General features: G+C 67.9%; 19 protein-coding genes and 1 tRNA gene. 7 read left to right on the top strand and 13 right to left on the bottom strand.

Going from position 1 to position 22290, the window contains the following annotated elements; all coding sequences use genetic code 11:
• Positions 1-42 precede the first annotated feature (42 nt).
• Complete coding sequence (locus C5E10_RS06160) at positions 43-288, top strand: acyl carrier protein (RefSeq protein ID WP_068479114.1); 246 nt, start codon at positions 43-45, stop codon at positions 286-288.
• Positions 289-378: 90 nt separating this feature from the next.
• Positions 379-1620: a beta-ketoacyl synthase gene (locus tag C5E10_RS06155; RefSeq protein ID WP_104330882.1), complete on the top strand. Its 1242-nt coding sequence runs from the start codon at positions 379-381 to the stop codon at positions 1618-1620.
• A 135-nt stretch (positions 1621-1755) separates the two neighbouring features.
• On the opposite strand, the gene C5E10_RS06150 is transcribed toward C5E10_RS06155, so the two are convergent.
• From C5E10_RS06150 to C5E10_RS06120, 7 genes are all read right to left on the bottom strand, one after another.
• Positions 1756-2262 carry a DUF3145 domain-containing protein gene (locus tag C5E10_RS06150; protein ID WP_104241409.1) on the bottom strand — a complete coding sequence of 169 codons (507 nt, stop codon included), beginning with the start codon at positions 2260-2262 and terminating at the stop codon, positions 1756-1758.
• Positions 2263-2439: 177 nt separating this feature from the next.
• Complete coding sequence (gene glgP, locus C5E10_RS06145) at positions 2440-4989, bottom strand: alpha-glucan family phosphorylase (RefSeq protein WP_104330881.1); 2550 nt, start codon at positions 4987-4989, stop codon at positions 2440-2442.
• A 52-nt stretch (positions 4990-5041) separates the two neighbouring features.
• The gene (locus C5E10_RS06140; RefSeq protein ID WP_104330880.1) at positions 5042-5512 is read right to left on the bottom strand and encodes a hypothetical protein; all 471 of its coding nucleotides are present in this window, start codon (positions 5510-5512) and stop codon (positions 5042-5044) included.
• Between the two features lie 94 nt (positions 5513-5606).
• Positions 5607-6926: a glutamate-5-semialdehyde dehydrogenase gene (locus C5E10_RS06135; RefSeq protein WP_104330879.1), complete on the bottom strand. Its 1320-nt coding sequence runs from the start codon at positions 6924-6926 to the stop codon at positions 5607-5609.
• A gap of 32 nt (positions 6927-6958) precedes the next feature.
• Positions 6959-8104 carry a glutamate 5-kinase gene (gene proB / locus C5E10_RS06130; protein ID WP_104330878.1) on the bottom strand — a complete coding sequence of 382 codons (1146 nt, stop codon included), beginning with the start codon at positions 8102-8104 and terminating at the stop codon, positions 6959-6961.
• Between the two features lie 103 nt (positions 8105-8207).
• Positions 8208-11933: an efflux RND transporter permease subunit gene (locus C5E10_RS06125; protein ID WP_258071012.1), complete on the bottom strand. Its 3726-nt coding sequence runs from the start codon at positions 11931-11933 to the stop codon at positions 8208-8210.
• A 188-nt stretch (positions 11934-12121) separates the two neighbouring features.
• On the bottom strand, positions 12122-12733 hold the full coding sequence (locus tag C5E10_RS06120) for a ScbR family autoregulator-binding transcription factor (RefSeq protein WP_181062670.1): 612 nt from the start codon (positions 12731-12733) through the stop codon (positions 12122-12124).
• 130 nt (positions 12734-12863) lie between these two features.
• Between C5E10_RS06120 and C5E10_RS06115 the strand changes: the two genes are divergently transcribed.
• Positions 12864-12938 (top strand) — tRNA-Ile (locus tag C5E10_RS06115).
• Between the two features lie 54 nt (positions 12939-12992).
• Complete coding sequence (locus tag C5E10_RS06110) at positions 12993-13337, top strand: thiamine-binding protein (RefSeq protein WP_104330920.1); 345 nt, start codon at positions 12993-12995, stop codon at positions 13335-13337.
• A 6-nt stretch (positions 13338-13343) separates the two neighbouring features.
• Here C5E10_RS06110 and C5E10_RS06105 read toward each other — a convergent pair whose 3' ends face one another.
• Positions 13344-13640 (bottom strand): helix-turn-helix transcriptional regulator, encoded by a 297-nt coding sequence (locus tag C5E10_RS06105; RefSeq protein ID WP_104330875.1) that lies wholly within the window; start codon positions 13638-13640, stop codon positions 13344-13346.
• Between the two features lie 76 nt (positions 13641-13716).
• On the opposite strand from C5E10_RS06105, the gene map reads away from it, so the two are divergent.
• Positions 13717-14517, top strand: a complete 801-nt coding sequence (map, locus tag C5E10_RS06100) for a type I methionyl aminopeptidase (RefSeq protein WP_104330874.1) — start codon at positions 13717-13719, stop codon at positions 14515-14517.
• Between the two features lie 36 nt (positions 14518-14553).
• On the opposite strand, the gene C5E10_RS06095 is transcribed toward map, so the two are convergent.
• Together C5E10_RS06095 and C5E10_RS06090 are read right to left on the bottom strand one after the other, a co-directional pair.
• On the bottom strand, positions 14554-15807 hold the full coding sequence (locus C5E10_RS06095) for a glycosyltransferase (protein WP_258071011.1): 1254 nt from the start codon (positions 15805-15807) through the stop codon (positions 14554-14556).
• Positions 15808-15926: 119 nt separating this feature from the next.
• Positions 15927-17030, bottom strand: coding sequence for a DMT family transporter (locus C5E10_RS06090; protein ID WP_104330873.1), 1104 nt, complete (start codon positions 17028-17030; stop codon positions 15927-15929).
• Positions 17031-17095: 65 nt separating this feature from the next.
• Between C5E10_RS06090 and def the strand changes: the two genes are divergently transcribed.
• A complete protein-coding gene (def, locus tag C5E10_RS06085; RefSeq protein WP_104330872.1) occupies positions 17096-17671 on the top strand; it encodes a peptide deformylase in 576 nt (191 codons plus the stop codon).
• 41 nt (positions 17672-17712) lie between these two features.
• Entirely contained in the window at positions 17713-17991 is a 279-nt protein-coding gene (locus C5E10_RS06080; protein ID WP_104330871.1) for a hypothetical protein, read from the top strand.
• A gap of 32 nt (positions 17992-18023) precedes the next feature.
• Here the strand turns inward: C5E10_RS06080 and hutI are convergent, their stop codons facing one another.
• From hutI to hutU, 3 genes are all read right to left on the bottom strand, one after another.
• Positions 18024-19181 carry an imidazolonepropionase gene (gene hutI, locus C5E10_RS06075; RefSeq protein ID WP_104330870.1) on the bottom strand — a complete coding sequence of 386 codons (1158 nt, stop codon included), beginning with the start codon at positions 19179-19181 and terminating at the stop codon, positions 18024-18026.
• Positions 19178-20536, bottom strand: coding sequence for a formimidoylglutamate deiminase (locus C5E10_RS06070; protein ID WP_104330869.1), 1359 nt, complete (start codon positions 20534-20536; stop codon positions 19178-19180). The genes hutI and C5E10_RS06070 overlap by 4 nt, the downstream gene beginning before the upstream one ends.
• Before the next feature lie 67 nt (positions 20537-20603).
• Positions 20604-22262 (bottom strand): urocanate hydratase, encoded by a 1659-nt coding sequence (gene hutU / locus C5E10_RS06065; protein ID WP_104330868.1) that lies wholly within the window; start codon positions 22260-22262, stop codon positions 20604-20606.
• Positions 22263-22290 lie beyond the last annotated feature (28 nt).

Genomic DNA, 22290 nt, shown 5'->3' with positions numbered 1-22290 from the left:
CAATACACTTGGCTCGGTCATTGACAATCAAGGAGAAACACCATGGCACTTACCAACGACGAAGTTCTCGCGGGACTCGCTGAGCTCGTAAACGACGAGACCGGAATCGCGGCTGACACGGTCACCGTTGAGAAGTCTTTCACCGACGACCTCGACATCGACTCGATCTCCATGATGACGATCGTCGTCAACGCTGAAGAGAAGTTCGACGTCAAGATCCCGGACGACGAGGTCGCAAACCTCAAGACCGTGGGCGACGCCGTCAACTTCATCGTCGCAGCGTCCTAAGGACGATCCTCCACTTCGAGTGGGCGGCTTCTGCCGCCCACTCTTAGTGACTGTCTCACCTTCGCCCCAGTTCATTCAGGAGCAGTTGTCATGACCAAGAAAATCGTCGTCACCGGCATCGGTGCGACTTCCCCGCTGGGCGGCACCGCCCGCAGCACCTGGGAAGCGCTCCTCGCCGGTGAATCAGGAGCTCGCACGCTCGAGGCCGAATGGGTCGCGAAGTACGAGATCCCCATCGAATTCGCCGCGACCGCAAAGGTCCCGGCAAGCGAGGTACTCCCCCGCCACGAGGCGAAGCGCCTCGACCCCTCAAGCCAGTTCGCGCTCATCGCGGGCCGTGAGGCCTTCGCCGATGCAGGCCTCACCGTCGGCGACATCCCCGCCGAACGCCTCCTCGTCGACTGGGCAACCGGCATCGGCGGAGTCTGGACGCTCCTCGACGCCTGGGACACGCTCCGCGAGAAGGGACCGCGCCGGGTCATGCCACTCACCGTTCCCATGCTCATGCCGAACGGCCCAGGAGCAGCGATCGGCATGGACATCAAGGCCCGCGCCGGTGTCCGCACGGTCGTCTCAGCATGCGCATCCAGCACGGAAGCCATCGCAGACGCCTACGAGCACCTCCAGCAGGGACTCGCAGATGTCGTCGTCGCCGGTGGCTCCGAGGCGGCCATCCACCCGCTCCCTGTCGCCTCCTTCGCGGCGATGCAGGCGCTGTCGAAGCGCAACGACGACCCATCGCACGCGTCACGCCCCTACGACGTGAGCCGAGACGGCTTCGTCCTCGGCGAGGGGGCCGCTGCGCTCGTGCTCGAGACCGAGGAGCACGCGCTCGCCCGCGGTGCGCGCATCTACGCCGAGCTCATCGGCGGGGGCGTCACTGCGGATGCACACCACATCACGGCACCGGACCCCGAGGGCACCGGAGCTGCACGAGCGATCACGGCCGCACTCGGCCAGGCCGGGGTGTCAGTCGAGGACGTCACGCACATCAATGCGCACGCCACCTCGACGCCCGTCGGCGACATCGCGGAGTTCACGGCGCTGAAGTCGGTCTTCGGCGAGCACCTCGCCTCCATTCCCGTCTCCGCGACCAAGGCGTCCACCGGACATCTGCTGGGTGGCGCGGGAGCCCTCGAGGCCATGTTCACCGTGCTGGCCCTCTCGGAGGGAACACTGCCCCCGACGATCAACCTCAACGAGCAGGACCCCGCGATCCACCTCGACGTCGTCACCGAGCCGCGTCCCTTCGACGCATCGGGCAAGGTCGCCATCTCGACCTCGTTCGGCTTCGGCGGACACAACGCCGTCGTCGCGTTCCGCGGAGTGTAGATCCCCTCTGACGGCCGCCTCGACGGCCGGTAGCAACAACTGTGGCCCCTCAGGTGAGAACCTGAGGGGCCACAGTCTTGGAGTGTCGAGAACAGCTTCCGGTCCGCCTCTCAGCGGACCATTCGCATGGCGGACCTAGCCGACTCGGTGATGCATCCACACGACGGGACTCTCGTCGCCGGCGATGCGGAAAGGCTCCAACTCGTCGTCCCAAGCCTGCCCAAGCGCGAGGCGCAGCTCGCGGTGGAGCTCGGAGGCGTTGCCGCCAGCGATCTCCATCGCGTACCGAACGCGATCTTCCGGAACCACGACGCCGCCAGAGGCATCCGTCTGGGCGTAGTAGATACCAAGCTCAGGCGTGTGCATCCAACGGCCGCCATCGACGCCAGGACGCGCGTCCTCGGTGACTTCGAAGCGAAGGTGGGCCCAGCCGCGCAGGTGCGACGCGATCGCCGCCCCAGCGCCAGGCTCGCCTTCCCAGGTGAACTCCGCACGCAACTGCCCTGGAATGACCGGCTGGTCGATCCAGGGAAGGTTGACGGCGTACCCGAGGGCGCGACCGACACCCCACTCGACGTGCTGGCAAAGCGCCTTAGGAGAGGAGTGCACGTAGAGCACCCCTCCTGCGTTCGGTGCAACCATGAGTTCTCCTCCATTCGTTTGGTGATTCGTCTTCCCCAACGATCACGTGATGAATGGATGCGAACTGCATCGTTTGCCAGACGTCGACATTTCTGTCGTCACTTGAATTATGCCCGACGACGACGCCGAATGACAAGCCTGTCATTACTTTCGGCGCCGCCGCCCAGGAGCGGTCTCCTACGCGGGGAGACGGACCAGTCCCAGCTCGGCCGAAGCCTGCAGGAACGCGTGCCTCGGCTGCACCCGGACGGTGTAGCCGAGCCGTCCAGGCTCGTCGATCGGGACGTCGACGACGAATGTGGATTCCCCCTCGTGGGCAGGCCGCATCTCGACGATCCGTGTGCTCAGCAGCTCGCCCTCGGCGTCGGGAGTGCCCACGACGGCTTCCACGAGGACATCGTCGGTGTTCAACCGGCCGAGTTCGACCCTCGCCGAGAGACGGACGCTCTCCCCCGCATTCGGCTCGTGGTTCTCCGCGACGACTGACTCGACGCGGACGCTCGGCCAGGCCGCCCGCACGTCGCCAAGCCAGGTCGCGAACGAGCGTGTAGCGACGAGGTCGGACGCAACGCGTGCCGAACGGCCCGCAGGCAGGTAGAGGTCGGTGACGTAGTCCCGCACCATGCGCTCGGCGGCGACCTTCGGGCCGACAACCGACACGGAACGGCGGACCTTCTCCACCCACTCGATGGGGAGGCCGCGCTCGTCGCGCGCGTAGAACAGCGGTGCGATCTCGTGCTCGAGGATGTCGTAGAGCGCGCCAGCCTCGAGAGCGTCACGCGTACGCTCATCGACTCCGCTGGTGTCAGGAATCGTCCACCCGACAGCGTCGTCCGCCATCTCGTCCCACCAGCCATCTGAGATCGAGAACGTCAGGCATCCGTTCATGACGGCTTTCATGCCTGAGGTGCCGGATGCCTCCTGCGGGCGCACGGGGTTGTTCAGCCACACATCGCTGCCGGCCACGAGGTGCTTCGCGATCGTGACGTTGTAATCGGGGAGGAACACGATGCGGTCACGAACTCCTGCCTCATCGGCGAAGTTCACGAGTTCCTGCAAGAGCTGCTTGCCGCCCATATCGGCGGGATGCGCCTTGCCTGCGATGACGAACTGGACAGGACGATCTGGATTGTTGAGGATGCGGGCGAGCCGATCTCGGTCCTGCAGCATGAGGGTGAGGCGCTTGTAGGTCGAGACTCGGCGAGCGAAGCCGATCGTGAGCCGCTCGGGATCCAGCACGTCGCGGATCCAGCCGAGTTCCGCGTCCTGTGCGCCCCGGGCCTTCCACGAGGCGCGAACCGATTCGCGGGCGCGTCTGACGAGCTCGGCCCGCAGCTCACCGCGGATACGCCAGAGCTCCTCGGCGCCGACCGCGTCCGGGTGGTTCCACGTGCCGGACGTCGCGAGGTCATGTCCGCCGTTCATGGCTTCGATGACCCGGAGCATCGACGGGCGGGTCCAGCTCGGGATGTGGACGCCGTTGGTGATCGAGCCGATCGGGACTTCCTCTGCGTCCACACCCGGGTACAGCTTTGCGAACATGCCTCGGGACACGACGCCATGCAGTTTCGCGACGCCGTTGGCGTACTGCGCGAGGCGGAGACCGAGGTGCGCCATATTGAAGCGGCCGGGGTCGTCTTCTGCCCCGAGCTCCATGATGCGTGCCAGCGGCACGTCTGGCACCAGGGTCAGACCGCCGGACGAACCGAGGTAGCGCTGCACGAGATGCGCGTCGAAGCGGTCGATGCCGGCCGGAACCGGTGTGTGCGTCGTGAAGACGGTGCTCGACCGCACTGCTGCGAGCGCGGTTTCGAACGCCTCACCGCCAGTCATCAGCTGACCGATGCGCTCGACACCCGAGAAGCCCGCGTGCCCCTCGTTGAGGTGGAAGACCGTCGGCTGTCGGCGCCCGGTGAGTTCTGCGTACGTCTGCACGGCGCGCACCCCACCGACGCCGAGCACCAGCTCCTGCCGGATGCGATGCTCGGAGTCTCCGCCGTAGAGCCGATCCGTGATCGCGCGGAGATCCTCGGGGTTGTCCGGGAGGTTCGTGTCGAGGAGCAGCAGCGGCACACCGCCGACCTGGGCCTCCCAGAGTGCGATCTCGAGCGTCCGCCCGTCCGGGAAGGCGAGAGAGACGCGGGACTGGGCACCCGAAGCGTCCAGCACGGGATCGACGGCGAGGTCCTTCGGCGGATGCTCCGAATAGGCCTCCTGCTGCCAGCCCTCGCGGGACAAGGTCTGCGAGAAGTAGCCGTAGGTGTAGAGCAGACCGACGCCGATGATCGGCGCCCCAAGGTCGCTGGCACTCTTGAGATGGTCGCCCGCGAGCACACCGAGACCGCCGGAGTAGACGGGGAGTGACTCCGTGATCCCGAACTCCATCGAGAAGTAGGCGACGCTCGTCGCCTCGTCAGCGGTGCCCCGCGTGTGCTTGTGGAACCAGCGGTCGCTGTCGAGGTAGGCCGAGAGATCCTCAGCTTCGTGGCCGAGCCGCGCGACGAACTCGGGGTCGGCCGCGAGCTCGGCGACGCGGGATGCTGGAAGTGAGCGAAGCATCACGATGGGATTGCGGCCGCATGCTCGCCACAGCTGCTCGTCGATACCGGCGAAGAGCCGTTCGGCGCTCGAGCGCCAGGACCAGCGCAGATTCTTGGCGAGAGTGCGCAGTGGCGCGAGCTCAGGAGGGAGAACGGTGGATACGGACAGCGAGTCGTAGGCCTTCACGGGCTACAGCGTAGCCCCGAAACGCGGCGCCGCCGCGTCGCCGAGGTGAACGTCAGCGAACGGTGGAAGTTACCGACGCGATGAGCTCCCGCGCGGCGGCCGCACGGCCCTGGAGGTCCTGCCAGATCCAAGCGGCGGAGCGCGCATCCACCGGGACGAAGCTCGTGAGCGTTCCCGTCGGATTCGAGATGCGGACCTCGTACCCGCCGACGACGCGATCCTCCTTCACCAGCAGGAAGAGGAGGCTGAAGATCGTCAGGACGAAGAACCCGGCGATCGCGACGATGATCGCCCACGTCGGGATGGCGCGATCGACCCGCGACATGTTCGTGACGAATACTGTGGAGCCCTCCGTCGGGAGGGAGCCGTACGGCCCGGAGATGCGATCTCGAGACACCTCGAGCTCGCCGAGGAAGACTCGGTCGAGCCCCTGGGGACGTTCCGCGCTCGGCGCCTGGGCGAAGGCGTCGTGCTGGTCGAAGTTCGACGGCTGGTTCTCGATGGGCAGTGGGGTGCTGGTCATGATCGTCCCTTCAACGTCTCCGATCAGGCTACGCGGCGAGCCTGACGGAACGCGTCATCACCTGGTCTGATCTTCGCGCGTGGGGCGCCGCAGCTCAGGCGCGAATCTGGCCGTCGCCCGTGACGACCCACTTCGTCGTCGTGAGCTCTTCGAGCCCCATGGGCCCGCGAGCGTGCAGCTTCTGGGTCGAGATGCCCAGCTCGGCACCGAGCCCGAACTGGCCGCCATCCGTGAAGCGCGTCGACGCGTTCACGATGACGGCTGCAGCGTCGACCTCAGCGGTGAAGCGCTCAGCTGCCTGCAGCGAGCTCGTGACGATCGCCTCGGTGTGGCCAGTGCTGAACTCGCGGATGTGCACAAGCGCTTGATCGAAGTCGTCGACGACCCGCACTGCGATCTCGTAGTCGAGGTACTCCGTCGCCCAGTCATCGTGTGTCGCCTCGAGCACCTCGACGCCTTGCGGGGCCACGGCCCGCGTGCGGTCGTCGCCATGGATGCGGACCCCGCGCTCAGCAAGCGCCGCGAGGGCGCCCGGGAGGAACGCCTGCGCCGCGTCCGAGTGCACCAGCAGGGTCTCTGCCGCGTTGCAGACGCCGACTCGGTGCGTCTTGGAGTTGATGAGGATTTCGAGCGCCATGTCGAGCTCCGCGCTGCTGTCGACGAAGACGTGGCAGTTGCCGACCCCCGTCTCGATGACGGGAACGCGAGACTCACGGACCACGGTCTGGATGAGACCGGCACCGCCACGAGGGACGACGAGGTCGACGTGGCCGCGCGCGCGCATGAGTGCGCGGGCCCCGGGCCGGCCGTACTCGTCGATCGACTGCACGAGATCGGCGGGCAGCCCGTACGCGTCCAGTGCCGCCCGGAGGGTGCCGATGATGGCCGAGTTGGAGTTCTCGGCGGCGGATCCGCCGCGGAGGAGCACGGCGTTGCCGCTCTTCAGCGCGAGCCCGGCGACGTCGACGGTGACATTGGGACGGGCCTCGTAGATGACACCGATGACCCCCATCGGAACGCGCAGCTGTCGGAGTCGGAGCCCGTTGGCCAGGGTCGATCCTCGGACGACGGCACCGACGGGGTCGGGCAGCGCCGCGACCTCGAGCAGGGAGTCGGCGATCGCCCGAATGCGGGATTCGTCCAGCGCGAGACGGTCGAGGAGGCCTTCGGACATGCCCGAGGCACGACCGCGCTCGAGGTCCTGCGCGTTGCCGGCGAGGATCTCGGGCGTCGCACGCACGAGGGCCTCCGCGAGGGCGACGAGCGCCCCGTCCTTCTGCGCACGCGTCGATCGCGCCAGCACGCGCGACGCCGCCCGTGCTCGTGCGGCGAGCTCGATGATGGCGGTGCTCGCCAGCTCGTCCGCGTCGCCCTGGTCCGCGGTGTCCGCGCGCTCACCCTGCAAGATCGTCATGACAGAGCATTCTACGCCGCGAGCGGTCGCCCTCAGCCGACGCGGATCCCCTTCGGGCGCACGAGCACCAGGTCGTCGCGGTGGATGACCTCGCGGTCGTACCCGCTGCCAAGCGACTCGCGCAGCGAGCTCGACGACTGCCCGAGCATGTCGGGGATCTCGACGGCGTCGAAGCCGCTGAGGCCTCGTGCGATGACGACGCCCTCCTTCGAGACCAGCTCGACCGGGTCGCCGGCGACGAACTCGCCCTCGACGCCCACGATTCCAGCAGCCAGCAGCGAGGCTCGCCCACCGAGCACGGCGTCGACGGCGCCGTCATCGAGCACGATCTTGCCCTGCACCCGCGCGGCGTGGGCGATCCAGAGGCGCTTGCGCGACGATCGCTTCCCGGTCGGGGCGAACCACGTGCCGACACGCTCGCCGTCGATGGCCGCGCGCGCGTTCTCCGCCTTCGTCAACACGACTGGCATGCCAGACCCCGTGGCGATCGAGACCGACTCGAGCTTGGTGAGCATGCCACCCGTTCCGACGTCGCTGCCCCTGCCGGAGACCTCGATGCCTTCAAGATCGCTTGGCCCGAGCACCTCGGAGATGCGCCGTGTGCCCTCGCGGCTGGGCGGGCCGTCGTACAGGCCGTCGACGTCGGTGAGCAGGACAAGCGCGTCGGCCCCGACGAGCTGGGCGACCAGTGCTGCGAGCCGGTCGTTGTCGCCGAAGCGGAGCTCATCGGTCACGACCGCGTCGTTCTCGTTCACGATCGGAACGACCGCGAGCCTGAACAGGCGCTCGAGCGAGCGCTGCGCGTTCTTGTAGCGGGTGCGGCGCACGGTGTCCTCTGCCGTGAGCAGGATCTGCCCGACCGTGATGGCTCGATCCGCGAACGCCTCTGCGTAGCGGGCCACGAGCATCCCCTGCCCGACGGAGGCGGCAGCCTGGGCTGTCGCCACGTCGCGCGGCCTCGATGGGAGACCAAGCGGGCCGATGCCGGCGGCGACCGCGCCCGAGGTGACGAGGAGCGTCTGGAGTCCCTTGTCGTGGCGATCCGCGATGACCTGCACGAGCGAGCGCAGGGCTTCGAGGTTCAGGTGTCCGTCGGCGCCCGTGAGCGATGAGGAGCCGATCTTGACCACGATGCGGTGGGCGGTCGCGAGCTGGGCACGGGCGGCTATCGGATGCATCCGGCTATTCTCTCCCGATCCTCGGAGCTTGCCGAATTCTGGCGCCGGCTCGCGTCACATCGGGCGCAGGATGGCGCCGCGCGGCTGCGCGGCGCCACCTGCGTCAGCTCCTGGCGGGAGCCGCGGCGACTGCCGTCTTCTCGGCGGCTGCCTCGGCCTTGCGCTCCTTGCGAGCCGCGCGCTTGGCAGCCCGTCGATCGTTCCGGCGCTCGACGCTCGAGTAGAGGACGGGGACCAGCACCAGCGTGAGCAGCGTCGAGCTGATCAGGCCGCCGATCACCACGATGGCGAGCGGCTTGGAGATGAACACGCCACCCCCGGTCAGGCCGAGCGACATCGGCACGAGCGCGAAGATCGTCGCCGCAGCAGTCATGAGGATCGGCCGAAGGCGCAGCCTCGTCCCGTGCACGATCGCGTCGTGCACGCTCGAACCACGTTCCCTGATGTGGTTGATGAGGTCGATGAGCACGATGGCGTTCGTGACCACGATCCCGATCAGCATGAGGAGTCCGATGAGCGACGGCAGGCCGAGCGGCGTATCCGTCAGAAGGAGCAGTGCCACAGCGCCCGTGGCGGCGAACGGCACCGAGACGAGCAGGATGAGCGGCTGCATCAGGCTGCGGAAGGTCGCGACCATGATGAGGAACACGAGCACGATGGCGAGGAGCATCGCCATGCCGAGCTGCTGGAACGACTCGTCCTGGTCGGCGGACGCACCTCCGACGACGAACGTGACACCGGCGGGAAGCTCGAGACCGTCGGTCGCCGCGTAGACGGCCTGCGTGACGGTCCCCAGCTGGCCCTCAGCCGGAGTGACCGAGACCGTGACCTGGCGCGCACCGTCGTTGCGGGTGATCGCACCAGGGGTCGCCTCCTCGCGGACCTCCGCGATGTCTCCGAGCCGGATGGGCGTCGCCTTCGTGTCGGCGAGCCCTTCCTGCCTGGCCTGGAGCTCCTTGGCCTCGAGCGACTGAGCCGCCATGTCCTCCTGAGCCTTGACGGCCGCGTCGACACCGGCGTTGGCCTGCTCGATGCCCGATTCCGCCTGCGCGATCGCGTCGGTCAGGGCGGAGATCTGCGCGTCCCGCTCCGCCTGGGCCGCCTGCTCCGGAGTCATGCTGGAGCCGGCGTCGGGAACCGCTGGGGTCAGCGGTGCCGTCTGCAACGTCGCAAGCTGCGTCTGCAGTTCGCCGAGCTGCGCGGACACCGTGTCCCGAGCCTCGACGGCGTCGTCGACGGTCTCCTGCATCTGCGCGACCGCCTCAGCCTCCTGCTCCTCGGCCTTCGTCTCCTGTTCCTCCGTGAACGCATCCGTCGCATCCGTGATGGCCCGCTGCTGCTGCACCGCCGTCACCGGAAGCTGCATGAGGGCGAGCTGATCGAGAGCGACTGGGCCCTGCGTCGGCGCGATCACGATGTCGCGATCGACGCCTTCGAGGCGCACCGTGCCGAGCGGGGTTCCCGTCAGCGCGGCGGAGACCGCCTGGCCGACGGTCGCCTGCGTGTAGCCGTAGCCGGCCGCCTTGCTGCGGTCGACGTCGACCATGACCACGTTGCCGCCCGTGCTCAGATCGTTAGAGACCGCCGTCACACCGGGGAGGTCCTTGACGGCATCGCCGAGCTGCGTGGCCGCCTGGCTCAGAGAATCCGCGTCGTTCCCCTGGATGGCGAGTTGAACGTCCGACGCCAGAGCCGAGGAAGCGGCCGTGGTCACCGTCACTTCGCCGACGTCGCTGACCCCAGCGAAGTCCGCGCGCAGACTGTTTGCGACCGTCTCCGCATCCTGCCCCTCTGCGGGAATCACGGTGATCGAGGTGCTCTGTCCGCCACCGCCGCCGAAGCCGCCCGCGCCTCCGGTCCCGATGGAGCTCACGAACGTCTCGACGCTCCCCTTCGTGGCGAGGACGGCCTCGAGCTTCTCGGCGCCCGCCAGGCTCTGGTCGATGGTCGTTCCCTGCGGGAGCTCCTGCTCGACGAGGACCGTCTCATCGCCCATGCTGCCGAGGAAGTCGCTGCGGAGCGCGGTGGCGCCGATTCCAGTGAGCAGCAGCAGAGCGAGTGCAGCGGCGATCGTGCGGCGCGGGTGCCGCAGGGTCGCGTCGAGGATGGGCACGAATGCTCGCTGCAGCCCGTCGTAGGGCGAGCCCTCCTCGCCGTCGCCACGTGCGGCGACGACACCGGGCGCGGCGGCGGGCACCGGCAGCGCTGACTTCCCGCGCTGCTCCCGCTTCTCGTTCTTCCCGTCGAGCTTCGCCGACTGACGAGCCCAACGGGCTTCGGCTGCCTCCTCCTGGCGTGCGGTCCAGGCGGCCTGGGCTGCACGCGCACGGACGAACCGCTCGCGCTTCATGGGCTTCGAGGGGCGACGGAGCATCCAGTACGCGAACACCGGGACGATCGTCAGTGCGACGACGAGGGACGCGACCAGCGCGATGGAGACCGTCACCGCGAAAGGTCGGAAGAGCTGGCCGACGATGTCCCCGACAAACGCGATCGGGAGGAAGACCGCGACCGTCGTGAGCGTCGAGGCCGTGATGGCACCCGCGACCTGGCCGACGGAGCCCACGATCCCCTCGATCGTCAGAGCCCCGTCCCCCTGCCGTCGCTTGATGTTCTCGATCACGACGATCGAGTCATCCACGACTCGTCCGACCGCGATCGTGAGCGCTCCGAGGGTCAGGATGTTGAGCGAGTACTCCCCCACGTTCAAGCCCACCATCGTGATGAGCAGGGACATCGGGATCGAGATCGCCGCGACGATGGTCGACCGGAACGAGGCGAGGAACAGGAAGATGACGAGGACGGCGAAGATGAGGCCGAGCCCGCCCTCGACCGAGAGGTCGTGGATGGACTGCTCGATGTACGGTGCCTGGTTCTCGATCTCCGTGAACACGACGTTCGAGGGCAGTCCGGGCGTGAGTTCTGCGAGCTTCTCCGTGACGCCGTGCGCCACGGAGACCGTGCTCGCATCGGACGCCTTCGTGATGCTCAGCGTCAGGGTCTCCGCACCGTTGACCCGGGAGATGGAGGTCGCGGGGATCTCCTTGATGTCGACATCCGCGAACTGCGAGAGCAACACGGTCGAATCCTCCGTCGTGAACGGGAGGGCGCGGATGGCATCCAGGGAGCTGAGCTGCGACCCGACCTGCACGGAGATCTCACCGGTACCGCTCGTGACATCTCCAGCGGGGAGCACGATGCCGGCGGCAGAGAGCGTCGGCTCGATCGACGCGGTGTCGATCTCGAGCGCTTCGACATCCGCCTGGCGGAGGCTGATCTCCACTCGCTCCTCGCGGGTGCCGGAGACTTCGACGTTCTGCACTCCATCGACCTGCGAGAGAGCGGGCAGCACGGAGTCGGTGAGCGTCTTCGAGAGCGTCGCAGTGTCTGTGTCGGAAGATGCGCCGAGCGTCAGCACGGGGAGCGCATCGAGCGAGAACGTGTTGAGCTCTGCCGTGGAGGACTCGGGGCGGAGCGACTTCGTCGACTCGACGGCGGATCGGAGCTCGGCCTCGACCTGCGTCTTGTCAGCGTCGAAGCTCCAGGCGACGATGATCTGGGCGAAGCCCTCCGATGTCGTCGACGTCACGGACTGCACCTCGGAGACGCCGCGGAGTGCGTTCTCGATCGGCTCGGTCACCTCGGTCACCATGACGTCGGGCGAGGCCCCGGTCAGTGTCGCCGTCACGAACCCCTGCGGGACCTCCACCGACGGCATGAGCTCCTGCTTGAGCTGCGCCGTCGAGATGATCCCGGCCGCCGCGATTGCCGCGGTCAGCAGTCCGATCAGAATTCGATACTTGAGACTCAGACGGGTGAGCACAGACACAGAGGGACCTTTCGACGCGACAGGGCGCCGGGTGACAACCCGGCGCCCTCCCATACTGTCGACCGTGAAGATCCTCGGAATCACCCGAAAGGACTGGTTCCGGGAGTTTCATGCCCTACTCGAGACTGATCTTTGCTCGCAGAGCTGTCTTCTCGCGACGAGGTCAGCGCCTCGTCTCGATCACGTGTTCACGACGACGAGACGTCAGCCGTTCGGCCTGGGTTCGCGAGTGTCACGCGGTGTACCGCCCACATCTCTCGAACGCGCTCGACGATGCTCCTGCCGTCGTTCAGGTCCTGCATGAGCATCTGGATGCCGACCAGGTTCGCGAGCACCTGCCAGGCGGCCGCGTCGACGTCGATGTCGTCGCGGAGCACCCCCGATTCCCGCGACGCCTGCAGGGCTTCCTTGGTCACTTCGAGCCAGGCGTCGAACGGCCTCGGAAGCTCTTCCTCGATGAGCTCGCGCTCGCGCACCAGACGGATCGTGGCCCGCATGAGCGAATCGGACTGGAACCGCTCTGCGATCCGGATCATCAGGGACTCGAGCTCGTCGAGCGAGAGCCCGCGGTCGCGGGAGCGAGCGATCTCCGCATCCCACATCTCAGTCCAGGTCGCCGAGACGGCCTTGGCGAGGAGCGCCTTGGTCGGGAAGTGGAAATAGACCGTTCCCTTGGTCATGCCGAGTCGGTCCGAGATATCACTGAGGACCGTGGCGGCATAGCCATTGGCCTCGAACTCGAGCGAAGCCGCTTCGAGCAGCGCCTGCCTCGTCTGGGCTCGCTGTTCAGCTCGCTTCATCATCCCCTGCTTTTCATGCATCCGAGGTCGGCTCCGACCCCGCTTCTGGGGCATCAGTCTAGACCTGCGCCCGCCGAGCCCGTCGCCCACCGCACGTGTGCGCGAATTCTGGATACAATCGACAGCGCTTGGGGCGGTAGCCAAGCTGGTTAAGGCATCCGGCTCATAACTGGACGATGCGTGGGTTCGAGTCCCACCCGCCCTACTCACGTCTCGATTGCAGGCCAGTTCGAGGCCCCCTCGTGGCACGATGGTCAGCATGATCGTTGCCTTCTCCGTCGCTCCAAGCGGCACCCCGAGTCCAGACGCCCCCTCTCCGGGAGAGGGCGACGCCTCACTGCACAACGCGGTCGCCGCGGCGGTCGCCGTCGTGCGCGCCTCCGGCCTCCCGAACCGCACCGATTCGATGTTCACGACCATCGAGGGCGAGTGGGACGAGGTGTTCGCCGTCGTCAAGGCCGCAACCGATGCGGTCGGGCAGTTCGGGAGCCGCGTCTCATTGGTTCTGAAGGCCGACATCCGCCCGGGCCACAGCGGCGAGCTCGACGGCAAGGTCGAGCGTCTGGAATCCGCGCTCGAAGCGCGTTCCGCCCAGTCGAGCTAGGAGCCGTCAGCCGGCGGCGCGGATCTGCACGCCCGTGTCCGGTGCGTCGCCCGCGGCATCCGGTGCGCTGATCTGAGCCCAGACGTCGTCCAGCGAGACGCCGAGCACACCGGCTATCGCGGCGATCGTGGAGAACGCAGGCGTCGCGACTCGTCCGGACTCGATCTTCCTCAGGGTCTCGGGCGATACGCCCGCGTCGAGCGCCACGCGCAGCATGGCGCGGTCGCCTCGTGATCGTCGGAGGAGGAGACCGAGGCGTTCCCCTCGTTCGATCTCCTCGGGGCTGAGCGGGAGTCTGACCATGACCCGATACTAATCCGGTATATCTTTACCGGGATACTTATTGGCAGAGTCAGCACCTCCGGAAGGACGTCCCCCGATGATCGAGATCCTCAACGAGGCTGAAGTCGAGCGCGCCGCACGAACGGGCCGACTCGTCGGCACGATCCTGCAGGACCTGAAGGCTCGCGTCCGAGTCGGCACCGATCTGCTCGAGATCGACAGCTGGGCCAAGGCGATGATCCTCGACGCAGGCGCCACCTCCTGCTACGTCGACTACGAGCCGTCCTTCGGGCGTGGCCCATTCGGCCATTACATCTGCACCGCGGTCAACGATGCGGTCCTCCACGGCAAGCCTCACCACTACCGCCTCGCAGACGGCGACCTCCTGACGCTCGACCTCGCGATCATCACCGAGGGCATCGCCGCGGATGCCGCGATCAGCTTCATCGTCGGGCCCACCCGCGACGCTCGCGATGAAGCCCTCATCGAGACCACCGAGCGTGCACTCGAGGCCGCCATCGCCGTCGTGAGACCCGATGCTCGCATGGGCGACATCTCGCACGCGATCGGCTCGGTGCTCTCGAGCGCGGGCTACGCGATCAACATGGAGTTCGGCGGGCACGGAATCGGCTCGACGATGCATCAGGACCCACACGTCGCGAACGACGGCCGCCCCGGCCGCGGCGTTCGCCTCCGCCAGGGAATGCTGCTCGCGATCGAGCCCTGGGTCATGGCCGACACTCGCACGCTCGTCACCGACGACGATGGCTGGACGCTTCGCAGCGCCACCGGATGCCGCACTGCGCACACCGAGCACACCATCGCGATCACGGCGAACGGGGCGCGCATCCTGACCCTACCCGCGCAGCAAGAGGCCCCGGCGCCGGAAACGGCGTGAGGCAGACGGGCGTCGACGGAGAGCCGTCGCCCCGGGTCAGTCGAGCGAGTGGTCCTGCTCGTTGACGGAGTCGCGGGCGACGTCCTTGACCGAGGCCCCGCGGTAGAGGCGCTCGAAGAGCTCGAGCGTGCGGTCGATGTCGTGCATGCGCACGAGGTCGAGTCCGGCGCGTCCCAGCTCTTCCCGCTCGGAGTGGGAGAGGGAGAGCACTCTCGAGAGCTTCTCCGAGAGGTCCCGCTCGTTGTTGGGCTCGAACAGGAAGCCGTTCTCGCCATCGTGCACCAGGTGGGGCAGCGCCATCGCGTCGGCCGCGACGACCGGCAGCCCGGAGGCCATCGCTTCCATCGTCGCGATCGACTGCAGCTCGGCGATCGACGGCATCGCGAACACGGAGGCGCGCGTGTACATGCGGCGAAGCTCCTTGTCGCTCAGGTAGCCGTGGAATCTCACCCGGTCGGCGAGCCCGAGCTGCTTCGCGAGCGACTGCAGGTTCTTCTTCTGGTCGCCGCCTCCCACGATGTCGAGGTGCACGTCGCCAGGGAGCAGCGTGAGGGCACGCAGGAGCACGTCGATCTTCTTCTCACCGGTCACACGACCGACGAAGAGGATGCGCTTCGCCTCGCGCGGTGAGAAGTCGAAGGTGTAGTCGGAGGTTCGGATGCCGCACGAGATCGCGAGCACATCGGAGATGCCGCCGTTGGCCTCGAGGAAGTCCGCGGCGCGACGTGTCGGCGTCGTGATGGCCGTCGCACGGCCGAGCGTGGAACGCGCGTCCTTCCACCAGATGCTCGCGGCGAGCCCGCGCAGGGCCTGCGGGAGGAGCGAATGATCGACGAGGTTCTCGATCATGAGGTGATTCGTGCCGATGATCCGGATGCCGCGCTTCTCAGCCTCGATCGCAACACCGCGGCCGATGATGACCGCCGACTGGAAGTGCACGACATCGGGGCGCACATCGTCGACCACCCGCTGCGACTCTGCGCGGATGCGCCACGGCGGCGCGTAACGCAGCCAGTCGTGTGCCCACCAGCGGTGCGAACGGAGACGGTGGGCGGTGATGTTCTGGCCGTCGTACTGCTCGGTCCACGTGCCGTGACGCCTGCTGGCGGCAGGGACCATGACGTGCACGTCGTGCCCTCTCGCGGCCATTCCGGAGGCGAGGTGCTCGGTGAACTTGGCGGCACCGTTGACGTTGGGCGTGAAGGTGTCCCCCGCGATCAGGATCTTGAGCGGCCGCTCGCCATCTGCTGCGACGGCGGTGCTGCTTGGTGAACGACCTTCATTCGGCACGGGGTGGTGACCTCGATCTCATCTGGGCTCGCGACAGGTGGTGGTCGTCGCTCACGGAATCTCACGTCATGCTACTGGCCGAGCGCTGAGGCGGAGCCGCAGCACACGCTGAAGCTCTGCTATTGGTCGATGGTGCGTGCGGGCCCGTGCTTCGAGGCCGCGCCACGGCCCGGCGCCTCGATCCGCTGCTCGACTCGGTCCCCATCGTCGGACGGCGTGCCCGCAGCTCGGCCCTCGGCGTCGTGGCGGCGACCCTCGAGATCGAGTGCACCACGGCCCTCCACTGCGCTCCGACGGACCGCCTCGACCTCATCCTCGGTCTGCCCCCGCTCGAGCACGAACACACCAGTCACGGCGATGGCGCCAGAGACGATGAACATCACGAAGGCGTACCAGGGTGCAGCGCTCGCCTCGCCAAGCACGGCGATGGCGATGGCCACGGCGATGATCGGGTCGATGACCGTGAGTCCCGCGATGACCATGTCCGGCGGTCCCGAGGCATAGGCGTTCTGCACGAAGTAGCCGCCGACGCCCGTCGCGACGAGCAGCGCGACGAGGCAGATGAGCGTGAGCCACTCGAAGTTGTCGTGCTGGATGCGGTTGATCGTGATCTTGGCCAGCGTCGCGACGAAGCCGTAGATGATGCCGGCGCCCAGCACGTAGATGAGGGCCTTGAAGCGCTTGCGGAGCAGGAAGAACGCCGTGCCGAAGACGACCACGACGACCGCGAGGAGCACAAGCACCGTCGAGACCTGCTCATCCGAGATCGCCCCCTCCTTCGCGAAGAGCGCCGCCACGGTGACAAACGCGCCGACGCCGATGATGCACAGCGCCACCGCGAAGATCTTCACGTTCGGGAGCCGCTGGCGGATCGCCCGCGCCGTCAGCAGCGTCGTCAGCAGCAGGGAGACGACTCCGAGCGGCTGCACCACGATGATCGGCGAGAAGACGAACGAAGCGAGTTGCATGACCACTGCGAGACCGAGCATCACGGTGCCGATGACCCAGGAGGGTCGGCTCAGCAGCGCCAGGAGGTGCTGCAGGTTGAGCCCAGCGGCACCGCTCGTGCCGCTCGCGGCCTCGACCTTGCTGACACCGCGGTGCTGGTACATGGCGCCCAGCGACATGAAGACCGCGCCGACGAGTGCAAGGGGGATGCCGATCATCTGGACCGGGGAGAGCCCCGGAAGCACTGCCAGATCACTGAGGGGTGCGATGGTCATGATGGGCAATCCTATTGTGCGGCGCGCGTCGTGAAGGGATGTTGCCGCGAAGATACGCTGATGGGATGACAACTCTCCCAATTCGCATCTACGGCGAGCCGGTCCTCCACGAAGCTGCAGACCCGGTCGACGAGATCACCGAAGAGATCCGCCAGCTCGTCGCGGACATGTTCGAGACCATGGATGCGGCCCCCGGTGTCGGCCTCGCGGGCCCCCAGGTCGGCGTCGGCAAGCGCCTCTTCGTCTACTCCTACGAGGAGGCGGATGGCACGATGCGCCGTGGCGTGGCCATCAACCCTGAGTTGTACGTGACGCCGGCCGAGCCCGAGTCCCTGCTCGAGCTGGACGACGAGCTCGAATCGGAGGGGTGCCTCTCGTTCCCGGGTGAGCGCTACCCCCTCCGCAGGTCCGAGCGTGCGCTGCTGCGCGCCTCCGACCTGGACGCCGAGCAGTACGAGATCGAGGCAGAGGGCTGGTTCGCGCGCATCCTGCAGCACGAGTACGACCACCTCAACGGCATCATCTACGCCGACCGCCTCGAGCATCCCTGGTACAAGGATGCGTTCAAGGTCATGCGCAAGCGCAGCTGGGGCGGGCCGGGAAAGAGCTGGCTGCCCGGCGTGGACGACCTCGAGGGCTGAGCCGCCCGGTCATTGTCGGTGGCTCCTGCGAGGGTTCCGACATGACCACAGCGCTTGACGACCCCATCGAGGTCGAACTCGTCGACGAGCTCCCATCCGTCTTCTGGTGGGAGCGCTTCGCCTACATCGTGCATGGCCTCCCGCAGTCGTTCTACCGGCGGGTCCAGCAGCGTTGGTGGGCTGGCGAGGGCGACCCGTCGCGCCTCGACACCGAGTTCTGGCGGGTCAGCGCGAGTCGCGACGGGCACGTCGGGGACGCGTGCCTGTACGACCTGCGCAGAGACCCGGACGGCTGGCGGCTGGTGCTCCGATGGGAGTGAGGCCTGTTCCTCCCCGTACGGAGCCGCGCAGCTCAGACGAGACGGACCCCCGCCTGCCAGACCTCCTGCGTCAGCTGCATCCCCGGCCGATACGCCAGGTGCGTGACCGAGGGAGCGTCGAGCACCTGGAGGTCTGCACGGAAGCCGGGCATGAGCGCTCCGATCGGCAGCTCCCCCTCGTGACGGCGCAGCGCGACGGCACCACCCATCGTGGCCGACCAGACCGCCTCCTCGACGCTCAGATGCATCTGCAGCACCGCCGTGGCGACGCAGAAGGCCATGGACGTCGTGTACGAGGTTCCCGGGTTGCAGTTGCTCGCCAGTGCAACCGTCGCCCCGGCGTCGATGAGGCTCCGAGCCGGCGGGAACGGCTGGCGAGTCGACAGGTCGCAGGCGGGAAGCAGCGTGGCCACGGTGCTCGACGCTGCGAGCCGGTCGATGTCCTCGTCGTCCAGGAAATTGCAGTGGTCGACGCTCGCCGCCCCCAGCTCGACCGCCAGCCTCACCCCGGGGCCGGGGCCGAGCTGATTGCCGTGGACCCGCAGTCCGAGACCGGAGTCGAGGCCGGCCTGCAGCACCGCCCTCGACTGCGCCTCGTCGAAAGCGCCTCGTTCGCAGAACACATCCATCCAGGCCACGTACGGACGAACCGCCTGCAGCATAGGGCCCGTCACGAGGGCCACGTAGTCGTCTGCGTCCCAGCCGTCCGGCACGACGTGCGCACCGAGGAACGTCACATCCTGACCGAACTCCGCCGCGAGGCGCGCGGAGCGCTCCTCGGTCTCGACATCGAGGCCGTATCCCGTCTTGGTCTCGAGCCACGTGGTGCCGTTGACGTTGGCGGTGCGGATGCGCTCAGCCATGAGCGAGCGCAGTTCGTCACCGCTCGCTGAGCGCGTGCGTTCGACGGAGACCTTGATACCACCCGCCGAGTACGTCTCCCCCGCCATCCGCGCCGCGAACTCCGTCGACCGGTCCCCCGCGAAGGCGAGGTGGGTGTGGGAGTCGACCCACCCAGGCAGCACGGCTCGGCCGCCCACGTCGAAGCTGCTATCGGCCGCTGGCGCATCCACGTCCGCGCCGACCCACACCACCCGCTGGCCGTCGAGCACAAGCGCCGCGTCGCGCAGCACCCCGAGGCCTCCGTTGGTCGTGAGCTCGCCGATGTTCCTGAAGACCGTCGCGCTCATGTGCTGCTCCCTGCTGAGATTCCGTCTGCGCTGGATGTTGGGTCCGCCGAGAGCACGGCGAGCTCGGCGGCCGCCTGCGCCATCCGCGCCACGTCGACCTCGCGGTCGTAGACGACCCGGCCTGCGACCACCGTGCGGAGCACGTCGCTCGACGTTCCCGTGAGCACGAGCGGTGCGGGGTGCGAACCCGCGGTCCGCACGGAGGCGGCGTCGACCTCGACCAGGTCGAACGGCCCGCCAAGCGTCGCGGGTGGCGCGAAGCCGAGCGACGCGTACCCGGCTATCGTGCCGATCTCGGTGAGCTCACCGGGCGAGAACCGTCCCCTCGTCTGCGAGCGCAGCCGTTCGCCGGCCTCGAGGCCGCGCAGTTCGAGGAGGGGATCGACAACCGCGTTCTGGTCCGAGCCGATCGCCAACCGAGCGCCGGCGGCGGCGAGCTCGATGCCCGGGCCGATGCCGTCGCCGAGATCGGCTTCCGTGGTCGGGCAGAAGACCGCGTGCACGCCAGCTGCGCCGAGGAGCGCGATGTCGTGCGCGCTCAGGTGCGTCGCGTGGACGACGCTCAGGCGGCGGGTGAGCGCCCCGGCGTCGGCGAGCAGCTCGGTGGGCGTGCGCCCGTAGGCCGCCAGGCTCTGCTCGTTCTCCGCGACCTGCTCTGACAGGTGGACGTGCAGGGGAACGTCGTCCGGGAGAGCGCGGGTGATCTCTGCGATCGCGGCCGCCGGCACAGCCCGCACGGAGTGGAGGGCCGCACCGAGGACAACCTGCGGATGATCGACCCTGAGACGTTCCCTGAGCGAGAACCACCGCGCGATCCACTGCGTTGCGCGGCCATCCCCGAACCGACGCTGCTGCGCCGAGAGCCCGGTTCCTATCGAACCGGCGAGGTAGCACGTGTCGAGCAGGGTCAAGCGGATGCCAGCGCTCTTGGCAGCACGCGCGAGAGCCAGCTCCATGTCGTGGTCGGGGTACGGTGTGCCGTCGGGCTGATGGTGGACGTAGTGGAACTCGCCGACGGCTCCCCATCCGCTCGCCACCATCTCGGTGTAACAGGCCGTGGCGATCCGCTCCAGCGATTCGGGCGTGAGCTGCTCGGCGATGGCGTACATCTTGTCGCGCCAGGACCAGAAGTTCCCGCCGTCTGCGTGCGTTCGCCCGCGGAGCAGGCGGTGGAAGACGTGCGAGTGCGCGTTGCCGAAGGCGGGGAAGACGGTGCCGAGGACCAGGTCGCCATCGGCGGCGGGCACCCCGAGCTGCTCTTCGACGACCTCGCCGGATTCGCAGCCGAGCCTGACAGCGCGCAGGACCACATCGCCGCGGACGAGGGTCTCGATCCAGACCCACTCCACGCTCATGGGCGGACCTCGCTGCCGGAGGACTCCTCGGTGATGGCGACCTCGAGGAGCGCGGTGCGCCGCTCGGTCATTCGCCCTCCCACATGGGCACCCGCAGTCCACGTTCCCTCGCGATATCGGCGGCGTGCTCGTAGCCAGCGTCCAAGTGCCGCATGACGCCCGTGCCGGGGTCGTTGGTGAGCACGCGCTCGATCTTCTGCGCGGCGAGGTCGGTGCCGTCGGCCACGATGACCTGACCGGAGTGGATCGACCTGCCGATCCCGACGCCGCCGCCGTGGTGGAGGGAGACCCAGGTCGCCCCCGAGGCTGTGTTGAGGAGCGCGTTCAGGAGAGGCCAGTCCGCGATCGCGTCCGAACCGTCCTTCATCGACTCGGTCTCGCGGTACGGGGAGGCGACGGACCCCGAGTCCAGGTGGTCTCGGCCGATCACGATGGGCGCGGAGAGCTCGCCGGACGCGACCATCTCGTTGAACTTGAGCCCTGCGAGGTGGCGTTCCTTGTATCCGAGCCAGCAGATGCGCGCCGGAAGGCCCTCGAAGTGCACCTTCTCGCCAGCGGCCGTCACCCAGCGGTGCAGACGCTCGTCGTCGGGGAACAGCTCGAGAATGGCACGGTCCGTGGCGGCGATGTCAGCCGGGTCGCCCGAGAGCGCGGCCCACCGGAACGGGCCACGTCCCTCCTCGAACTGGGGACGAATGTGCGCTGGCACGAATCCCGGGAAGTCGAAGGCCCGCTCGTATCCTCCGAGTTTGGCCTCAGCGCGGATGGAGTTGCCGTAATCGAAGACCTCGGCCCCCGCGTCCTGGAACTCGACCATGGCCTCGACCTGCTTGGCCATGGACGCACGGGCGCGCTCGGTGAAGCCGACCGGGTCGCGCTCTGCTTCCGCCTTCCACTCCTCGACGCTCACACCCTCGGGGAGGTAGGCAAGCGGGTCGTGCGCGCTCGTCTGGTCGGTGACCATGTCGATGGCGACGCCACGCTCGAGCAGCAGCGGGAAGATCGTCGCCGCGTTACCGACCACGCCAACGGAGCGAGGCTCGCGCGCTTCCTTCGCGGCAAGCACTCGCTCGACCGCGTCGTCGAGGTCGTGGGTCATCTCGTCGAGGTAGCCGTGCTGCACGCGGCGCTCGAGCCGGCTCGCGTCCACGTCGACGATGAGGACCACACCTTCGTTCATCGTGACGGCCAGCGGCTGCGCACCGCCCATGCCACCCGCGCCGCCCGTGAGCGTCAGGGTGCCCGCCAGTGTGCCGCCGAAGCGCTTCTCGGCGGCGGCCGCGAACGTCTCGTAGGTGCCCTGGAGGATGCCCTGTGTGCCGATGTAGATCCAGGAACCCGCCGTCATCTGCCCGTACATCGTGAGGCCGGCAGCCTCGAGTCGTCGGAACTCGGGCCAGTTGGCCCAGTCCCCGACGAGGTTCGAGTTCGCGATGAGGACCCGAGGCGCCCACTCGTGGGTGCGGAAGACGCCGACGGGCTTGCCTGACTGGACGAGCAGCGTCTCGTCGTCCTCCAGGGTCGTGAGGGTGCGGACGATGGCGTCGTACGCCTCCCAGCTGCGCGCCGCCTTGCCCGTGCCGCCGTAGACGACCAGGCTCTCCGGGTGCTCGGCCACTTCGGGGTCGAGGTTGTTCATGAGCATGCGGAGCGGTGCCTCGGTCTGCCAGCTCTTCGCGGTGAGCTTCGACCCGCGTGGGGCCCTGATGTTCTCGTGTGCGTTCATGTGCGTGATCCCTTGGTGACCGGAGAGA

Source organism: Pseudoclavibacter sp. RFBG4, assembly GCF_002931515.1.
Classification (GTDB): Bacteria; Actinomycetota; Actinomycetes; order Actinomycetales; family Microbacteriaceae; genus Pseudoclavibacter.
The sequence above is the reverse complement of the archived record's forward strand: the minus strand, read 5'-3'. Positions and strand labels throughout refer to the sequence as shown.

Excerpts from the sequence above, each read along its gene's own strand:
- C5E10_RS06090 (WP_104330873.1), bottom strand. The coding sequence starts at position 17,030 with ATGACCATCGCACCCCTCAGTGATCTGGCAGTGCTTCCGGGGCTCTCC.
- hutU (WP_104330868.1), bottom strand. The coding sequence starts at position 22,262 with ATGAACGCACACGAGAACATCAGGGCCCCACGCGGGTCGAAGCTCACC.
- C5E10_RS06160 (WP_068479114.1), top strand. The coding sequence starts at position 43 with ATGGCACTTACCAACGACGAAGTTCTCGCGGGACTCGCTGAGCTCGTA.
- C5E10_RS06070 (WP_104330869.1), bottom strand. The coding sequence starts at position 20,536 with ATGAGCGTGGAGTGGGTCTGGATCGAGACCCTCGTCCGCGGCGATGTG.
- C5E10_RS06150 (WP_104241409.1), bottom strand. The coding sequence starts at position 2,262 with ATGGTTGCACCGAACGCAGGAGGGGTGCTCTACGTGCACTCCTCTCCT.
- C5E10_RS06105 (WP_104330875.1), bottom strand. The coding sequence starts at position 13,640 with ATGGTCAGACTCCCGCTCAGCCCCGAGGAGATCGAACGAGGGGAACGC.
- proB (WP_104330878.1), bottom strand. The coding sequence starts at position 8,104 with ATGCATCCGATAGCCGCCCGTGCCCAGCTCGCGACCGCCCACCGCATC.
- C5E10_RS06155 (WP_104330882.1), top strand. The coding sequence starts at position 379 with ATGACCAAGAAAATCGTCGTCACCGGCATCGGTGCGACTTCCCCGCTG.
- hutI (WP_104330870.1), bottom strand. The coding sequence starts at position 19,181 with ATGAGCGCGACGGTCTTCAGGAACATCGGCGAGCTCACGACCAACGGA.
- def (WP_104330872.1), top strand. The coding sequence starts at position 17,096 with ATGACAACTCTCCCAATTCGCATCTACGGCGAGCCGGTCCTCCACGAA.
- map (WP_104330874.1), top strand. The coding sequence starts at position 13,717 with ATGATCGAGATCCTCAACGAGGCTGAAGTCGAGCGCGCCGCACGAACG.
- C5E10_RS06120 (WP_181062670.1), bottom strand. The coding sequence starts at position 12,733 with ATGAAGCGAGCTGAACAGCGAGCCCAGACGAGGCAGGCGCTGCTCGAA.
- C5E10_RS06080 (WP_104330871.1), top strand. The coding sequence starts at position 17,713 with ATGACCACAGCGCTTGACGACCCCATCGAGGTCGAACTCGTCGACGAG.
- C5E10_RS06135 (WP_104330879.1), bottom strand. The coding sequence starts at position 6,926 with ATGACGATCTTGCAGGGTGAGCGCGCGGACACCGCGGACCAGGGCGAC.
- C5E10_RS06140 (WP_104330880.1), bottom strand. The coding sequence starts at position 5,512 with ATGACCAGCACCCCACTGCCCATCGAGAACCAGCCGTCGAACTTCGAC.
- C5E10_RS06110 (WP_104330920.1), top strand. The coding sequence starts at position 12,993 with ATGATCGTTGCCTTCTCCGTCGCTCCAAGCGGCACCCCGAGTCCAGAC.